Genomic DNA, 15,750 nt, shown 5'->3' on the forward strand with positions numbered 1-15,750 from the left:
CTCGGGCCGCGGCCGGCATGGCCCAGCCCTCGGGCCGCGGCCGGCATGGCCCAGCCGCGACCTGCAGCCCAAGGATCGGCCCGATTTTGCCGGAACCTCAGCGCCGCAGCCTCGTTGGTTCAGCAAGCCCCCACTGTCAGGGAGACCAACAGATGATGAAGACACTTGCATTCGCTGCGGCGCTCGCCGTACTGCCCGCCTCCGTTTTCGCCCAGAGCAGCGGGCCGGTCATTCCCGACCCGGCCGGCGGCACGACCCGCGATCCGGCGCTCGGCGTCGGGACGGTCGAGGTTCCGCTGAGGCGCGATCCTGCCGGCGGCACGATGATCGACGACTCGCCGCGCTTCCGGACCTATGTGATCGAGCAGCGCCTGCCGTCCTATAGCTATGGCCGCCCGGTCGTGGTGGGAACGATCCTGCCGGATGAGGGCATCGTCTATCGCGAGGTTCCGGCCGAATATGGCGCGCCGGGCTATCGCTACACCGTGGTGAACGAGCGCGCCGTCGTGGTCGAGCCGCGCACGCGCCGCATCATTCAGGTGATCGACTGACCCTTCGCGGAGTCGCGAAGCCTGACACCCCAGACTCCGCTGGACCGAGGCCCGCTCCGGCAAGGGGCGGGGCCGATCCATGAGCCCCTCCCGCGAGACGATCTCAAAGTCACGCAGAGAGGCTGAAAAAAAATCGCAAGGCGCGGCGAACAAAGCCGCGCCCGATGCGTTGTGGCTGGGAACAGCCGGAGCCCAGTCGTGAGAAAATGCGTTCTCGTCGTCGAAGATGACACTTTCATTCGTATGGATACCGTCGATACCGTCGAGGATGCCGGCTTCGAAGCGATCGAGGCCGCAAATGCCGACGAGGCCATCAGCCAGATCGAAGCCAATCCGGCGATCGAGATCATGATCACCGATATCGAGATGCCCGGCTCGATGAATGGCGTCCGGCTTGCACATGCGGTCAGGGACCGCTGGCCGCCGGTCGAGATCATCGTGGTGTCCGGACAAGTGATGCCGGGTCGAGGCGCATTGCCCGAGCGCGCGCGCTTCATCGCCAAGCCATTCCGGCCAAGCCAGATCGAGGCAGCGTTGCGCGCTGCTGCGTAGATCACCGGACCGGGTTCGTATCCGGTCGGATGATGCGACGTCTGGGTTAGGGCCGGCTTTGCACCGAAAACCGCAATCCAGTTTTGAGGCCAACTTTCCAGGGGGCGGGATAGCCAACCGCATGGAGATGGAAGACGACAACGCGCACAGGCAGCGACCGCATATGTCGCGGCCACCGAAATCGTGTCGGGATGGAGACAACCGGGCGGCTCCGCTATGGCGGTCAGCCAGGTCTTGCTGGCTGATGAGAGCATAAATGAAACGAAGCCACCTGCCCGGGGCCTCCAGGCGAACTTTGGGCCTCGAGCCTGTCGTCGCGCTCGGCCTTGCCGGCGCGATCGCATTTTTCCTGATCAGCGGAATCGTAGCCTTTCTCAATCTGCAGGCCCTGCGCAACGGGAGCGAACGGGTCATTCAGACCCATCAGGTCATCGTCGCGCTCGAGCGATTGATGTCCCAGGCGCAAGACGCCGAAACAGGCCAGCGCGTCTTCCTCCTGACAGGCGATGAACGCTATCTCGCCCCCTACAATGCCGCCGTATCGGCGATTCCAGCCCAGCTCGACGAGATCTCGGAGCGAACCCGCGAAAATCCGTCACAGGGCCCGCGGATCGCTGCGCTGAGACGACAGGTCGGCAGCAAACTCGCAGAACTCAAGGAAACGATCGAGCTGCGGCGAGTCCAAGGGATCGACGCCGCGATGGCCGTCGTCAGCTCGGACCGCGGAAAACTGGCCATGGACGCCATCCGCTCGCAGATTGCCGCGATCTCCCAGGAAGAGGGAGAAACGCGCGCGAAGCGCCTCGTTGAAATGGCCGACGCCCAGAAGACCGCGCTGGTGAGCGGCCTCCTTTCAGGGCTGCTCGGGTTACTCCTGACGCTGACCATCGGCTTTCTGGTCCGCAGGGCAACGCTCGCCCGCAGGCAGGAGGAGTGGCTTCAATCAGGCCAGGTCGGCCTGGCCGCCGCCATGATGGGCGATCCGCAGGCCGAGCAGCTCGGAAACAGCATTCTCGCATTTCTGGCGCAGTATCTCGGCGCAGTCGCAGGAGCGCTCTTCGTCGTCGATCGCACGGTTTTCCGGCGCGCAGCGACCTATGGCATTCCCGAGGACGCCCCGATTGTCACGCAGTTCAAGCTGAGGGAAGGCTTGCTGGGCCAGGCGGCGAGCGAGAAGCGGCCCATGCTGATCGGCGAGGTTCCCGACGGCTACCTCGCCTTCGGCTCCGCCCTGGGACAGGACAAGCCGAAACATCTCGTCATCCTGCCCGCCACCGTCGACGGAACCGTCAATGCCGTGATCGAGCTTGGGTTCCTGCGCCCGGTCGACGACGGAGTCATGAAGCTGCTGCAGTTCGCCTCCAACGCGGTGGCGATCGCAGTCCGTTCGGCCAAGTATCGCGGCGAGCTCCAGGACCTGCTCGAGGAGACGCAGCGCCAATCGGAGGAATTGCAGACCCAGAGCGAGGAATTGCGCGTCTCGAACGAGGAACTGGAGGAGCAAGGCCGGGCGCTCAAGGAGTCGYAGATGCGGCTTGAGCAGCAGCAGGCCGAGCTCGAACAGACCAATTCGCAGCTGGAGGAGCAGACCCAGCAGCTGGAGACGCAGCGCGACGATCTGGAACAGGTCAATGCGGCCATGCAGGTCAAGGCGCGGGAGGTGGAGCAGGCGAGCCGCTACAAGTCGGACTTTCTTGCCAACATGTCGCACGAGCTGCGCACGCCGCTCAATTCATCGCTGATCCTGGCCAAGCTCCTGGCGGATAATCCCGACGAGAACCTGAGCGAGGAGCAGGTCAAATATGCCCAGACGATCCAGTCCTCCGGCAATGACCTGCTGAACCTGATCAACGACATCCTCGATCTTTCGAAGATCGAGGCCGGCCATGTGGAGATCAGGCCCGAAACCGTTTCCCTGGAGCGGTTGACCGGCAATCTTCGGCAGCTGTTTCAGCCCGTCGCCCAGGGCAAGACGCTGGATTTTCTGGTCGACGTGGCGGCGGACTGCCCCGCGAGCATCGAAACCGATCCGCAACGGCTGGAACAGGTTCTGAAAAATCTCCTGTCCAACGCCTTCAAGTTCACGGAACGCGGACAGGTCCGCGTCTCGATCCAGCGGGCCGGCGAAGGGCAGATCGCCCTCTCCGTATCGGACACCGGCATCGGCATCGCCGAGGAGCAGCAGCGCAGCGTCTTCGAAGCGTTTCATCAGGCCGATGGCACCATCAGCCGCAAATATGGGGGCACCGGCCTCGGCCTTTCGATCTCGCGACAGCTCGCCCACCTGCTCGGCGGCTCGATCACGCTCAAGAGCCGCGAGGGACAGGGAAGCACCTTCACCATCACCATTCCCGAAATCTATGACCCGGCGAAGGTCGGCCCCCGGGTGGCGCGCGAAACCATTCGCGCCGTGCCCACGCTCGTGAATGCGGAGGCGCCCCGGGCCGCGGTGCAGCCACGCAGGCACAAGGTGGAGGACGACCGCGACGCGCCATCCGATGCCAAGCGCGTCCTGCTCGTGATCGAGGACGACGATTCCTTCGCCGCCATCCTGCGCGATCTCACGCGCGAAATGGGATTCCGTTCGCTGGTCGCGGGAACCGCCGCGGAGGCCCTGGGGCTGGCCCGGGAGTTCATGCCGAGCGCAATCATCCTCGATGTCGGCCTGCCCGACCAGTCCGGCCTTTCCGTGCTGGACCGGCTCAAGAGCGACGTCCAGACCCGCCATATTCCGATTCACATCGTCTCGGCTGGAGATCACGCCGAAACCGCGCTCGCGCTGGGCGCGGTCGGATATGTGCTCAAGCCGGTCAAGCGCGAGCAGCTGGTCGAGGTTTTCGAGAAGCTAGAGAACAAGCTGTCCCCGCGGGTGCATCGCGTCCTCATCGTCGAGGACGACCTGGTGCAACGCGAGGCGGTCGCAAAGCTGCTGACCTCCCATGRTGTCGAGACCGTGACCGCAGGGACCGCAGCCGAATGCCTCAAGCTCCTCAAGGAAGAGACATTCGATTGCATGGTGCTCGACCTGTCGCTGCCCGATGCGTCCGGCTATTCGCTGCTGGAGACGCTGAGCCAGGAGAGCGCCTACGCCTTTCCACCGGTCATCGTCTATACCGGCCGGGACCTCTCGGCGGATGACGAGCAGCGGCTCCGCCGCTACTCGAAATCGATCATCATCAAGGGTGCGAAATCGCCCGAGCGCCTGCTCGACGAGGTCAGCCTCTTCCTTCACCAGGTGGTCTCCCAACTGCCGGCCGAGCAGCAGAAGATGATCCGCAAGGCGCGAAGCAGGGATGCCCTGCTCGAGGGGCGGCGCATCCTTGTCGTCGAGGACGACGTGCGCAACGTCTATGCGCTGACCAACATCCTCGAACCCCGGGGGGCGATCGTCGAGATCGCCCGCAACGGCCGCGAGGCCCTGGAGGCGCTCGAACGATCCGAGAAGCAATCCGGCCCCAGGATCGAGCTCGTCCTCATGGACGTGATGATGCCGGTCATGGACGGGCTCACCGCCACGCGCGAGATCCGCAGGAACCCGGACCTGGTCAAGCTGCCGGTCATCGCGCTGACGGCAAAGGCCATGCCCGACGATCAGCAGCGCTGCATCGAGGCAGGGGCCAATGACTACATGGCCAAGCCCCTGGATGTCGAAAAGCTCCTGTCGCTCGTGCGGGTCTGGATGCCGCGATGAAGGAGGCGCTCGCATCCGAGGCGATCGAAGCGATTGAGATACGACTTCTCCTCGAGGCGCTATACTCGCGGTATCATTATGATTTCCGCAATTACGCGATGGCTTCGATCAAGCGCCGCCTCAAGCAGGCGCGGGACCAGCTCGGCTTCGCCAGTTTTTCGGCGTTGCAGGAGAGCCTGCTGCATGACGCGGCCGTTCTGCCGCGGCTTCTCGGATACCTGACGGTTCAGGTCAGCGAGATGTTCCGCGATCCGACCTATTTTCGCGCGATCCGGGAAAAGGTCGTGCCGCATCTGCGGACCTATCCCTCGCTCAAGGTCTGGATCGCCGGCTGCAGCGGCGGCGAGGAGCTCTATTCCCTGGTCATCCTGTTCCGGGAAGAAGGCCTGGAGGACCGCACGCTGTTCTATGCCACCGACATCAACCAGGAGGCGCTCCGTTCGGCCGAGGCTGGCGTCTTCGCCATGGAGCGGGTGCCGCTGTTCACTGAAAATCATCGCCAGTCCGGGGGAAAATCATCCCTGTCCGACTATTATCATGCCGCCTATGGCAGGGTTTCGTTCGACAAGAGTCTGCGCCGCAATGTCGTGTTTTCCGACCATAGCCTGGTGACGGACGCGGTCTTCGCCGAGATGCAGCTGATCTCGTGCCGTAACGTCCTGATCTATTTCGATCGCACCTTCCAGGACCGGGCGCTGGGCCTGTTCAAGGACTCGCTCGCACGAAAGGGCTTCCTCGGGCTCGGCGCCAAGGAGAGCCTGCGCTTCTCCGAGCATGCGGGGGCCTTCACGGATTTCGTACGCGAGGACAAGATCTATCAGAGGCGCGGCGAATGAGCGCGGACCGAGCCGAGGCCGTGGTGATCGGCGCCTCCGCAGGGGCGCTGGAGGCGCTGTCCGTGATCCTTCCCGCGCTGCCTGCCGGATTTCGATTGCCGGTGATCGTGGTCGTCCATGTGCCGCCGAACCGGCGCAGCATGCTGGCCGAGCTGTTCGACGCCAAGTGCCGGATTCCTGTTCGCGAGGCCGAAGACAAGGAACCGATCGCGGCCGGCACGATCTATTTCGCCCCGCCCGACTACCATCTCCTGGTCGAGATGGATCGGTGCCTGTCGCTGTCCAGCGACGAACCCGTGCTGTTTTCGCGCCCCTCGATCGATGTCCTGTTCGAAAGCGCGGCCGATGCCTACGGCCCTGCCCTGATCGCCATCGTACTGACTGGCGCCAATCAGGATGGTGCGAACGGGATGCAGGCCATTGTCAAAGCGGGCGGCACCGCGCTCGTTCAAAACCCGACCGGCGCCTTTGCAGCTGCGATGCCCGAAGCGGCCATCGCAGCCTGCCCCAGCGCACACATCATGACACTCGACGCCATCGCGGCGCATTTACAGGAGATTTGAGTTCGATCATGGGTCCTGTCTCATTCCTGCTGGTCGACGACCTCGAGGACAACCTCGTCTCCCTGGAAGGCCTTTTGCGGCGCGAAGGCCTCGTGCTGCTGAAGGCGCGGTCGGGCGACGAGGCGCTTGAACTGCTGCTCGAGAACGACGTCGCGTTGGCACTCGTGGACGTCCAGATGCCGGGCCTGAATGGTTTCGAACTGGCCGAACTGATGCGCGGCAACGAGCGAACCCGACGCATCCCGATCATCTTCGTCACCGCCGGCACCGCCGATGGTCGCCGCCGCTTTCGCGGCTACGAGGCCGGCGCGGTCGATTTCATCCAAAAACCGATCGAGCCCGACATCCTGCGCAGCAAGGCCGAGGTCTTCTTCGAACTGTACCGGCAGCGGCAACAGATCGCGGTACAGCGAGACGAACTGGCGGCGCAGGCCAAGGCCCTAGAAGAGGCCGGGCATCGCAAGGACGCGTTCCTGCTCACCCTGACGCAGGATATCAGCCTGCATGAGCATGCGCGGGCGCAGCAGGACGTGCTTCTGCGCGAGGTCAATCACCGCATCAAGAATCTCTTCAGCCTGACGGCAGGACTGATCTCCCTCAGTGCGAGATCGTCCAGGAACGTCCAGGAGCTCGCCGCCGATCTGACATCGCGACTGCAGGCGCTCGGTCGTGCCCACGACCTCACCCTGCCCGACCTGAGCCAGAATGGCGTCTGCGAAGCCGGGACGACGGTTCTCGCCCTGACGCGGGCGATCCTGGCGCCTCACGAGCACAGTCAGGACTCGCGCATCACGGTGACCGGTGCCGACGTGGAGCTCTCCGGTAATGTATTGTCGTCGCTGGCCCTATTGCTGCACGAGTTGACGACGAACGCCGCGAAATATGGCGCCCTGTCCACCCCTGGGGGGCGATTGACCATCGATATCAGCGCCACCGACGGCCTTCTCCATGTGAAATGGGACGAGTGCGGAGCCTCTCCCCAGGCCAGATCCGGGTTGCACGAGGGCTTCGGAGCAACGCTTGAAAAGGCACTGCTGAGGGGCATGAGCGGGGTGATTTCGCGAGAGTGGAAAGACGATGGGCTTTCCCTTTCCCTGCGAATTCCGCTGGCCAAGCTCGCGAGCTGAGGCCCCAGACGCCGAACCGATCGTCCGGGGCGCAGCGCGGATCGCTTTCAGATTGGCTCGGCCTGAAGCGTCTCGGACCAATGGCCCAGCCGATCCTTCAGAACACGATCCAGGCCGGAGACAAGTTTCTCGATATCCACCCGCTCGACGATCTCGAAGGTGAAGCTGTCGGCGCCGTGCTCCCGCCATGCCGCCTGGAGGGAGCGATGCGTGTTGGCGCCCTGGCGAAGCGTTAACGACAGGCGGTTCCAGATCGTGGCGAGATCTGGCGCGCTGCCCGCCCATTGCTGGCCGGTTGTCGCGCAGGCCACGACATAGATGCCGGGAACCGCCTTGCGCAGCTTATAGGCCGCGACGGCTGCTTTCCGCTCCTCAGATTTCACGACCCACTCTCCCCGTTGCGCCAGCTCTCCGGCTATCGCCTGGCCATCGGCACAATTTATACCCGGATTATATTTTCATCAAGATATTTACCCGGGTAATATAAACTCATCATCAGAGAGCCCGTCATCAGTGATTTTCTGTCCAAGTCCTGCACCGCCTTCCAGGGAACGAGCCGCATCGCCGCTGGCCCGCTGATCGATGTCGCGCTGGCCGTGAAGGCGGCGATGGAAGCCGATCCCGCTTCGGCCTTTCTCACCTTCGACGATGCGACCGGCGCMGTGGTCGGCCTCAATCTGCGCGGCGAAACCGCGGAGATCGTGGCGCGCCTGGCTGAGCGCGCCGAGGCGGCGGATCGCGCCGCGCGAGCGGTCCCCCGGTCCGAGGCGAGCGACGGGACGCCGGAGCGGGGCCGCGGCCGGCCGAAACTCGGCGTCGTCGCCCGGGAGGTGACATTACTGCCCCCGGCACTGGGACTGGCTGGCGATGCAGCCCGGCGGCGCGTCGCAGGCCTTGCGCAGGCTTGTGGACGACGCGAGACGCGGCGATGGCGGCCGAAGCGAAGCCCGCGCCGCGCAGACGGCGACCTACAGCTTCATCGCGGCAATGGCCGGCGACCTTCCGGGTTTCGAGGAGGCGACGCGCGCCCTGTTCGCCGGGGATCACGCGCGCTTTGCCGAGCAGAACCGGGCCTGGCCACCGGATATCCGCTCCTATGCGGAAAGCCTGATGAAGACCGGAACTGCGAGGCCGCAACAAGAGGCGCCTGGCGATGCAACCCCATCTTGAACCCAGCCAGGAGGCGGGGCGTGCCTGATCAGGCGATTTCGCGACTGGCTGTCGCGGCAGGGATATAGGGAGATGGCGTCGCTGAGGCTGGCGCGTGGGGATGAGGCAGTGGCGGGTATGTCGGAGGAGATCGAAATGGAGAGCCCGGTTTGCGAGATCACGGCGCTTTCAACCCGCGTTGTCTACCAGAACCGGTGGATGACCGTCAGGGAAGACAAGATCCAACGCAGCGACGGCTCCACGGGCATCTATGGCGTCGTCGAGAAGAGCGACTTCGCACTGGTCATCCCCGTCAATGCCGATGGCTCGCTCTGCCTTGTCGAACAGTACCGATACCCGGTGAAGGGCCGGTTCTGGGAATTCCCGCAAGGCTCCTGGGAGGGCGTCGCCACGGCCGATCCTCTCGATCTGGCGCGCGGCGAACTCGAGGAGGAGACCGGCCTCCTGGCCAGGGAGATGCACTATGTCGGGCATCTCTTCGAGTGTTACGGCTATTCGACGCAAGGCTGCCACATCTTCATCGCGCGCGATCTGCAGGCGACGGAAACGAAGCTCGATCCCGAGGAGCAGGGGCTGATCAGCCAGGCCTTTGCCCTTGAAGCCGTCATCGCCATGGTAGGGGATGGCCGGATCAAGGACGCGATGAGCATCGCAGCCCTTGGCCTCTGCCGCCTGAAGGGGCTGCTCTGACCCCGGGCGCCGAGGCGCCATCCGCCGGGGGACGCAGCCTGCCGTGCCGTGGCTGCGAGCAGCCGAAGTCGCGACATGGCGCGGCGTCCTATCCGCCACGCTGCCGAGCATCGACCTCGGGATAGTATTGCGGGGCCTCGCGCCTGTCGAACATGCCGTAGTCGCGCACGACACGCACATGGCGCAGCCTCTGTGCTCCGCGCAATGCCTGGTCCTCAAAGCGCTTCGCCGCCACCTCGTCGTGCCAGGACAGCAGCAGGATCAGGTCTCCCGGCGTCAGCACCGCGTCGAACACATCCCATGACAGCAGGCCATCGGCTTGCGGGAGCAGGCCGAGAGACGCCGCGCACTCGGCCGCGCCGGCCCCCTCGCCGCAATTCCCCGGCCTGGGGCCCGTCACCAGCGTAACGGTCGTCCCCTCGCCGGCTTGCGTCTCGTCGAGGCGCTGCTGCCGAAGCGTCTGGCCTTCCGGGATCTGCGTGTCCCGCGTGATCTCGCCGACACGCAGGTGGTAGTCGAGGAAGATGCCGGACCGACCCTTCTCCTGCGCGAAGTGGTGGCGCATCGTCGTGCGCCAGCGGACCACTGCCTTCTCGTCACGCCAGCCCGAGAGCGAGAGCAGCCAGCCCTCGCGGGTCATGCTGCGATAGCGGATATTGTCGACGAACCCGTCCACCGCCTCCAGTTCGGGCCGCAGCGATCTGGCCACGCCGAGATAGGCATCCCATTGCTCCGGCGCCGGATGCACTTCGAAGATCACAGAGAACATCGGCTTCTCCTGGGACCCCGCTCCTGGGACCGCGCTCCTCGCATCACACGGCGGCGATGCAATCCATCTCGATATCGAAGCCGCCATTCCAGGCCGGGACGTTGATGAAGATGCGGGCTGGCGGATCCCCGGGGAAGAAGCGGCGATAGACCTCGTTGACCGCGGGGAACATCTCGACCGAGGTGACGTAGACATTGACCTTCAGGACGTCGTCGAGGGAGGAGCCCGCCTTCTCGACGCAGAGCTTCCGTCTGGCGCTCGATCCCGCCCGTATAGATCTCGCCTGTCTCCGGATCGAATGGCGGCGCGCCGGATACATAGATCGTATCGCCGTGCCTGGTGACCGTCGATGTCGGCGCCTTGTACCTTTCAAGATAGCTCGCGAGCGGCTCGACACGGATGATCTGTCTCTTCACGGCCGCCACTCCCGTTGCGCTATCCGATCGAAAGCGCCGCGGCGGGCATAGGAGGCGCCGGGCACCCCCTATCTCTACTCCCAGGCGACTGCGGCCGTCATTCAGCAGCGCTACGGTCGCGGCCGATGCGTTGCGGCTTCCTCGCGCGTCGCATCGGAGTGGCATGCGACACAGAAGAAGGAGCGCATCTATTCGGCGCCGCCAATGGCAGTCTTCTCGCCCGGCTTAGGATCCGGTTTGTCGGCAGACCCCGTATCCCTGACCTCTGGATTGATCGAGACTTTGTTCAGGGAATCCTTGTCCGGCGCGCCCTGGATCGACTTCACTTTCTGTTGTTCTTCCGGCGACAGCTTGTTTCCGCGTCCATCACGCATGACGACCTCCTGTTGCTTCTCGCCGGAGAACCGCCGGGAGAGCTGGAGGTTCCTCGTAAACGGACTCCTCGCGGCAAAGAGATTGGCCGGTCGAGCGCGTCATCGGGCCGGCGTCACCTCCCAATCGACCCGATACTCATCGGACAGGGCTGGCGTCCGCCCACCGCTCACGAGATCATCGCGAGCGCTCGATCGTCCCGGCACCGCAAGGCCCGCTTCAATGCTGGATCATCGGCCCTCCCGAAAACCGCAATCCACTGCTCCAGCCGCTGCTCAGCGCGCCCAATAGGCCACGATTTTCTGGCGCTCGGCGCCCGATTGTTTCAGCTCCTCGGACTGGGCGCGCAATGTCCTGACGACGGTTTTCTCGGCCGCAGCCCAGAGATAGGTCCGTCCGTCGTCGAGCGGCTCCGAGGCCAGCAGGTCGGTGAGGCGGCTGCGATCCGTGTCGCCATCGGGACAATGGAACCAGGTCGTTGTCGCCAGGGGATGGTCCGGCAAGGGCTGCTCGTGGGTTTCATCCGCCACCTCGATGAAGACCCGGCTCGCGACATGCTCCGGCGTCTGTTCGAGAATCCGCGCGACCGCCGGCAGGCCGGTGGCATCCGCGATCAGGATCTGCCGGTCCAGCGCGTCCGGCCGGGCATAGAGCCCGCGCGGATTGTTGATCACGATCCGCTCGCCGATCTCGGCATCGCGAGCCCAGTCGCTGGCCTTGCCGCCATCATGAACCACGAGGTCGATCTCGAGTTCGCAGCGCGCGCTATCGAAGCTCCGGACAGTATAGGTGGAATAGCGGACGCGCTGGCGCTCTTCCGGGAAGACCCAGCGCCCCTCGGCATCGATCGTCGGCAGGACGAGTTCGCCGGTGCCGGGATCGGGGAAGAACAGGCGGATATATTCATCCGGGATCCCGGTCGAGCGAAAGCGCGTCAGGCCGCCGCCGGAAAAGGTCAGCCTGATCATGCCAGGCGTCAGGTAGCGGCGCGCGACCAGCGTCGCCTCGTGGAACGGATTTTCCGTCATGGATTCAACTCACCCCGGCGCATCGGACAACCAGCACCGGCGCTTCTTCCACAGGGAGACGCAGCTCGCAAGCGGCTTAGTCTTTGATTTATTTAGACTATCTCTAAACCAACATGGTTATGGAGCCTTGGTCCGGCAGCCCTGCCGCTATGCCTGGCGGCGCCTGCGGACCCCGCATTGCCATGACCTATGCCGTCGCCGACAGTCGGGGAGCCACGACGCTCATGGCTTGGCCCCAGTCAAGATGGGCTTGATCTCGAGCCGATCGAAATGCGTCACGCTGTCGGCCTTTGTCCAAAGCGCAACGCGCCCCGGCGCACTGATCGAACCGTCGCGAATGTCGATCAGTTGCTTTCCATCGAACGAAACCTGGAAGCGGTTGCCCTCGGCATGCAGGGTCAGGCTGTGCCAGTTCGAAGACGAGACCTTGACCGTCGCACCGCGCAACTCCTCGCGCCGGCCATTCCAGACCCGGTAGAAGCGCACATTGTGCTCCAGGGCGTTCGCACGGGCGACATAGTAGTTATCGGCATCGCGGAGCCGGACTGCGATGCCGGCCGCCCGATCGACCGCACCGGATATAGCCCGGAAACGGATCGCGACTTCGACATCCCCAAGGACAACGGGCATGTAGATGGCGAGTGGGAAACGATAGTCCGTCTTGTCCTGGCTGAGTTGCGCCAGAGCTCGGTCGCCCTCGGCGGAAGCGTCCATCACGACCGCCCAAGTGCCGGTCGCTCCTCCCCCCGTCCGGGCCGATGTGAACTGCGCAGGCAAGGGTCCCGGCGGCAGGGATCCGAAGGTGATCGTTTCCGCCGAGCCTTGAGCCGATGCCATCGCGAGCGGAATGGCGAGCACCAGACTGCGATAGGACCTCATGGGAGGGCTCCTTCCCAATACCCCCCTTGCGCGCGCTATGCTGCCGTCGGCTTCATCGGCGGCGGCCAACTATGCGTTTCCGCCTTCCGACGCGAAGCCCAGGCATAGAGCGCGTCATAGATGACGAAGCCGTGCTTGAGCACTTCATGGTCGTCGGGCGTCACGTCCCGTAATCCCATGGAGATCGCCAGCAACCCCGCGGATTGAGGGGTGAGATCGTGCCGATCGGTATCCGCGCCGCGCACGATCGCGGCTATCGTCACGATGGCCGGATCGCGATCGAGGCCGTGCTTCAAGACGAAGGTGTCGAAGCTGCACCCGTCGCCGACATGCGTGTATTCCACACCCGGCACATCATAGGGCGTTGCGCCCGTCTGGGCGGCCACGCTCTTCACTTGATCGGGAGCCACGAACAAGAATTCTGACTCCTTGTCGATGAAGCGGGCGATCAGCCAGGGGCAGGCAATCCGGTCGATGACGGGGCGTTCGCGAGTGACCCATTTCATGACCTCATCTCCTTCTGGTTGAGCGTGAGAGCAACGGTGGGCGCGCCAATGGCGTGCCATGCGGCGATGCCACCGGAGAGAGTGCTGGCGTCGATGCCGCGCCGTCGCAGTTCGGCGACGGCGTCGCCACTGACCTGGAACCCGTAGACGCAATAGACGACCACCGGCKTGTCCTTCGGCAGCTCGTCGGCCCAGTCGGCAATCGCCTCTGGTGYCCGGATCAGAGCGCCTGGCACCATGTCGCTGCGCTTCGCCAGATCCTCGGCGAGGCAGACGTCGAGCACGACAAGATCGTCGCCGCGGGCGATGCGGCCCCGCAGATCTTCCGGAGCGACGGCATGAGCGTTGGTTGAGACCGGCCTCGCCCAGCCCCCCTGTTGGGCGACGATGCGCCCATGACGGGCAGCGACCCGCTCCCAATGGATGTTCTTCATGAATGCGTCGACATAGGCGCCGGCCCTCGCGCCGAAATCGAGGTGATAGGCGTGCTCGTACATGTCGAGCGCCAGGATGGGCACGCCGCCGGCAAGACAGTTCGTGTGGTCAGCCGCCCATTGGATCGTCAGCCGATCATGGCGTTCCGACCAGGTGAGCAGAGTCCAGCCCGAGCCGCCGGCCTGTGCCTTGGCGCAGGCCGTGAACTGGGCCCGCCACGCGCTGACGCTTCCGAAGTCGCGTTCCAGCGCAGTGGCAAGACCACCGCCGGCATCGCCCGAACCTCCGAGTCCGTCGAAATAGATCTCGTGCAGGATCGCCGAGTTGGCGGCGACCAACTCCTCCCGCTTCAACCCATTGATGTCGAAGACCGGCGCTGCGCCCCAATCGAGCGCATCAAGCCGGCTCTCGATCGCATTCAGGCGGCGAACCGCGCCGCCATAGTTGTTCTCATAGTGGCTCGCGAGCAGGCGCTCGGACAGGCCTTCGAGCCGGGGCGGCTTGAATGGCAGCGGCATGATGTGATGCGGCATGGCGTCCTCGTTCGGCAGCACGGCGCGTCCGTGAGAGGCCGAAGGCTACGCCTGTATGAAAATTGATACAACTGTTGCACTTGATAATTTCGATGATACGGTACGCTCATGAATGATGAGGAGTCTGGGGCAGAGCATTGCTGGTTGGCCTGATTCATCTGCCGGCGGCCGTTTCCCGAGGAAACCCGGCGTCAGCAGAAGGCATCGGAGCGGTCGCGGCCAAGCGCGGACAAGCTTGAAGCGTCCCCAGAGGACGTGTGCCCCGGAGGAAACGAGAGGGAAAATGGCGATGCCTGGAGTGGCAGTGGTCTGGCGCGGTGACCGCGAGGGGCGACGCGCGGCGACACCCCAGAACAACCGCTTTCATCGCGTGTTCGAGGAACTCGCCGCGATTGGCATTCACGCGGAACCGGCGGTCTTCGATGAGGAGTTCGCGGACGAGGTCCGCGATCAACTCCTGAGGGTGGACGGCGTGCTCGTTTGGGTCGATCCGATCCATGACGGGAGGACACGCGCAGTGCTCGACCCGATACTGCGCGACGTCGCAACACGCGGCCCCTGGGTGAGTGCGCATCCCGACGTCATTCTCAAAATGGGTGTGAAGCAGGTCCTGCATCGCACGAAGCATCTCGGATGGGGCACCGACACCCATCTCTACGGATCCTACGCGGCGTTTCGCGAGGCATTCCCTGAGCAGCTGCAAACGGCCGGTCCGCGGGTGCTGAAGCAGAATCGCGGCAACGGGGGCCAGGGTGTGTGGAAGGTCGAACGGATCGATCCGCTTCCCGGTGGAGCGGCGGCGGTTCGGGTGTTGCATGCGCGACGCGGCAGCGTGCCGGAAGAACTCCCGTTGGAGGACTTCATGGCGCGTTGCGAGGCCTATTTCGCGCCCGATGGCTGCATCGTGGATCAGCCGTTCCAGCCCCGGCTGCCGGACGGCATGATCCGTTGCTACATGGGTGGCGACAAGGTCGTGGGCTTCGGCCACCAGTTCATCAAGGCGCTGATCCCACCACCGCCCGAAGGAGCGGACTCAGAAGCGGCACAGCCAGGTCCCCGGATCATGCATCCCGCCTCGGCAGAGCCGTTTCAGACGCTGAGGATCAGGATGGAAGCTGACTGGACGCCGCAGATGATGGCGGTGCTCGGTATCGAGCCCGGTTCCTTGCCGATCATCTGGGATGCCGACTTCCTCTATGGACCGCGCACGGCGTCGGGAGAAGACAGCTATGTGCTGTGCGAGATCAATGTGAGCTCCGTCTTCGCCATCCCGGACCAGGCACCGGCTGAAATTGCCCGCCTCGTTGCTGCGCGATTATCGATCAGCTCCAACCCGAGCGTCCGGCAGAGCCCAGGAGCTGCGCTGACGGTGAATTCATGAGCGGCGACGAAACCGGGACAGAGCAGCGCTGGCTGCTTCTGATCCATCAACTGCCGACCAAGCCAGCCTATTTTCGGGTGAAAATCTGGCGGCGGCTGCAAGGTATCGGTGCGGTTGCGGTCAAGAGCACAGTCTATGCGCTGCCGGCCGATGCCGAGACGCAGGAGGATTTCGAGTGGCTCTTGAAGGAGATCATCGACGGCGGCGGCGAAGCGATGGTGTGCGAGGCGCGCCTCATCGATGGCCTGTCG

The 15,750-nt window shown here is 64.3% G+C and carries 16 protein-coding genes and 2 pseudogenes; 10 read left to right on the plus strand and 8 right to left on the minus strand.

All coding sequences use genetic code 11. The annotated features are described in order from the left end of the window. The first annotated feature begins 152 nt into the window (after positions 1–152). The 6 genes from AC1DRP_RS25050 (at position 153) to AC1DRP_RS25075 (ending at position 7,320) form a co-directional block, all read left to right on the plus strand. The gene (locus tag AC1DRP_RS25050) at positions 153–551 is read left to right on the plus strand and encodes a DUF1236 domain-containing protein (RefSeq protein WP_441506718.1); all 399 of its coding nucleotides are present in this window, start codon (positions 153–155) and stop codon (positions 549–551) included. Between the two features lie 198 nt (positions 552–749). Next, a complete protein-coding gene (locus AC1DRP_RS25055) occupies positions 750–1,103 on the plus strand; it encodes a response regulator (RefSeq protein ID WP_441506717.1) in 354 nt (117 codons plus the stop codon). 256 nt (positions 1,104–1,359) lie between these two features. Next, the gene (locus tag AC1DRP_RS25060) at positions 1,360–4,794 is read left to right on the plus strand and encodes a response regulator (protein WP_476769852.1); all 3,435 of its coding nucleotides are present in this window, start codon (positions 1,360–1,362) and stop codon (positions 4,792–4,794) included. Next, positions 4,791–5,630 (plus strand): CheR family methyltransferase, encoded by an 840-nt coding sequence (locus AC1DRP_RS25065; RefSeq protein WP_441506715.1) that lies wholly within the window; start codon positions 4,791–4,793, stop codon positions 5,628–5,630. The genes AC1DRP_RS25060 and AC1DRP_RS25065 overlap by 4 nt, the downstream gene beginning before the upstream one ends. Beyond that, positions 5,627–6,193, plus strand: a complete 567-nt coding sequence (locus AC1DRP_RS25070; RefSeq protein ID WP_441506714.1) for a chemotaxis protein CheB — start codon at positions 5,627–5,629, stop codon at positions 6,191–6,193. Before AC1DRP_RS25065 ends, AC1DRP_RS25070 begins: the two co-directional genes overlap by 4 nt. 8 nt (positions 6,194–6,201) lie before the next feature. Next, on the plus strand, positions 6,202–7,320 hold the full coding sequence (locus tag AC1DRP_RS25075; protein ID WP_441506713.1) for a response regulator: 1,119 nt from the start codon (positions 6,202–6,204) through the stop codon (positions 7,318–7,320). 47 nt (positions 7,321–7,367) lie between these two features. Here AC1DRP_RS25075 and AC1DRP_RS25080 read toward each other — a convergent pair whose 3' ends face one another. Then, entirely contained in the window at positions 7,368–7,703 is a 336-nt protein-coding gene (locus tag AC1DRP_RS25080) for a GIY-YIG nuclease family protein (RefSeq protein WP_476769853.1), read from the minus strand. A gap of 126 nt (positions 7,704–7,829) precedes the next feature. On the opposite strand from AC1DRP_RS25080, the pseudogene AC1DRP_RS25085 reads away from it, so the two are divergent. Both AC1DRP_RS25085 and AC1DRP_RS25090 read left to right on the plus strand, forming a co-directional pair. Further along, positions 7,830–8,490 (plus strand): annotated as a pseudogene (locus AC1DRP_RS25085) (DUF2239 family protein). Positions 8,491–8,562: 72 nt separating this feature from the next. Next, a complete protein-coding gene (locus tag AC1DRP_RS25090) occupies positions 8,563–9,180 on the plus strand; it encodes an NUDIX domain-containing protein (RefSeq protein ID WP_441506711.1) in 618 nt (205 codons plus the stop codon). An 88-nt stretch (positions 9,181–9,268) separates the two neighbouring features. Here the strand turns inward: AC1DRP_RS25090 and AC1DRP_RS25095 are convergent, their stop codons facing one another. The 7 genes and pseudogenes from AC1DRP_RS25095 to AC1DRP_RS25125 form a co-directional block, all read right to left on the minus strand. Continuing rightward, positions 9,269–9,949 carry an antibiotic biosynthesis monooxygenase family protein gene (locus tag AC1DRP_RS25095; RefSeq protein ID WP_476769854.1) on the minus strand — a complete coding sequence of 227 codons (681 nt, stop codon included), beginning with the start codon at positions 9,947–9,949 and terminating at the stop codon, positions 9,269–9,271. Between the two features lie 43 nt (positions 9,950–9,992). Then, positions 9,993–10,365 (minus strand): annotated as a pseudogene (locus AC1DRP_RS25100) (RidA family protein). Positions 10,366–10,553: 188 nt separating this feature from the next. Next, positions 10,554–10,739: a hypothetical protein gene (locus tag AC1DRP_RS25105; protein ID WP_441491129.1), complete on the minus strand. Its 186-nt coding sequence runs from the start codon at positions 10,737–10,739 to the stop codon at positions 10,554–10,556. Positions 10,740–11,012: 273 nt separating this feature from the next. Beyond that, a complete protein-coding gene (locus AC1DRP_RS25110) occupies positions 11,013–11,765 on the minus strand; it encodes a siderophore-interacting protein (RefSeq protein WP_476769855.1) in 753 nt (250 codons plus the stop codon). Positions 11,766–11,987: 222 nt separating this feature from the next. After that, positions 11,988–12,644, minus strand: a complete 657-nt coding sequence (locus AC1DRP_RS25115; RefSeq protein WP_476769856.1) for a hypothetical protein — start codon at positions 12,642–12,644, stop codon at positions 11,988–11,990. Between the two features lie 35 nt (positions 12,645–12,679). Beyond that, positions 12,680–13,150: a chromate resistance protein ChrB domain-containing protein gene (locus tag AC1DRP_RS25120; protein WP_476769857.1), complete on the minus strand. Its 471-nt coding sequence runs from the start codon at positions 13,148–13,150 to the stop codon at positions 12,680–12,682. Next, positions 13,147–14,118 carry a Fe-Mn family superoxide dismutase gene (locus AC1DRP_RS25125; RefSeq protein ID WP_476769858.1) on the minus strand — a complete coding sequence of 324 codons (972 nt, stop codon included), beginning with the start codon at positions 14,116–14,118 and terminating at the stop codon, positions 13,147–13,149. The genes AC1DRP_RS25120 and AC1DRP_RS25125 overlap by 4 nt, the downstream gene beginning before the upstream one ends. Positions 14,119–14,401: 283 nt before the next feature. Here AC1DRP_RS25125 and AC1DRP_RS25130 point away from each other — a divergent pair, with 283 nt between their 5' ends. Continuing rightward, positions 14,402–15,499 carry a Cj0069 family protein gene (locus tag AC1DRP_RS25130; protein WP_476769859.1) on the plus strand — a complete coding sequence of 366 codons (1,098 nt, stop codon included), beginning with the start codon at positions 14,402–14,404 and terminating at the stop codon, positions 15,497–15,499. Continuing rightward, a partial coding sequence (locus AC1DRP_RS25135; protein ID WP_476769860.1) for a Chromate resistance protein ChrB occupies positions 15,496–15,750 on the plus strand: 255 nt, incomplete at its 3' end. The genes AC1DRP_RS25130 and AC1DRP_RS25135, both read left to right, overlap by 4 nt.

It is taken from the genome of Allobosea sp. 01N443, assembly GCF_056399325.1.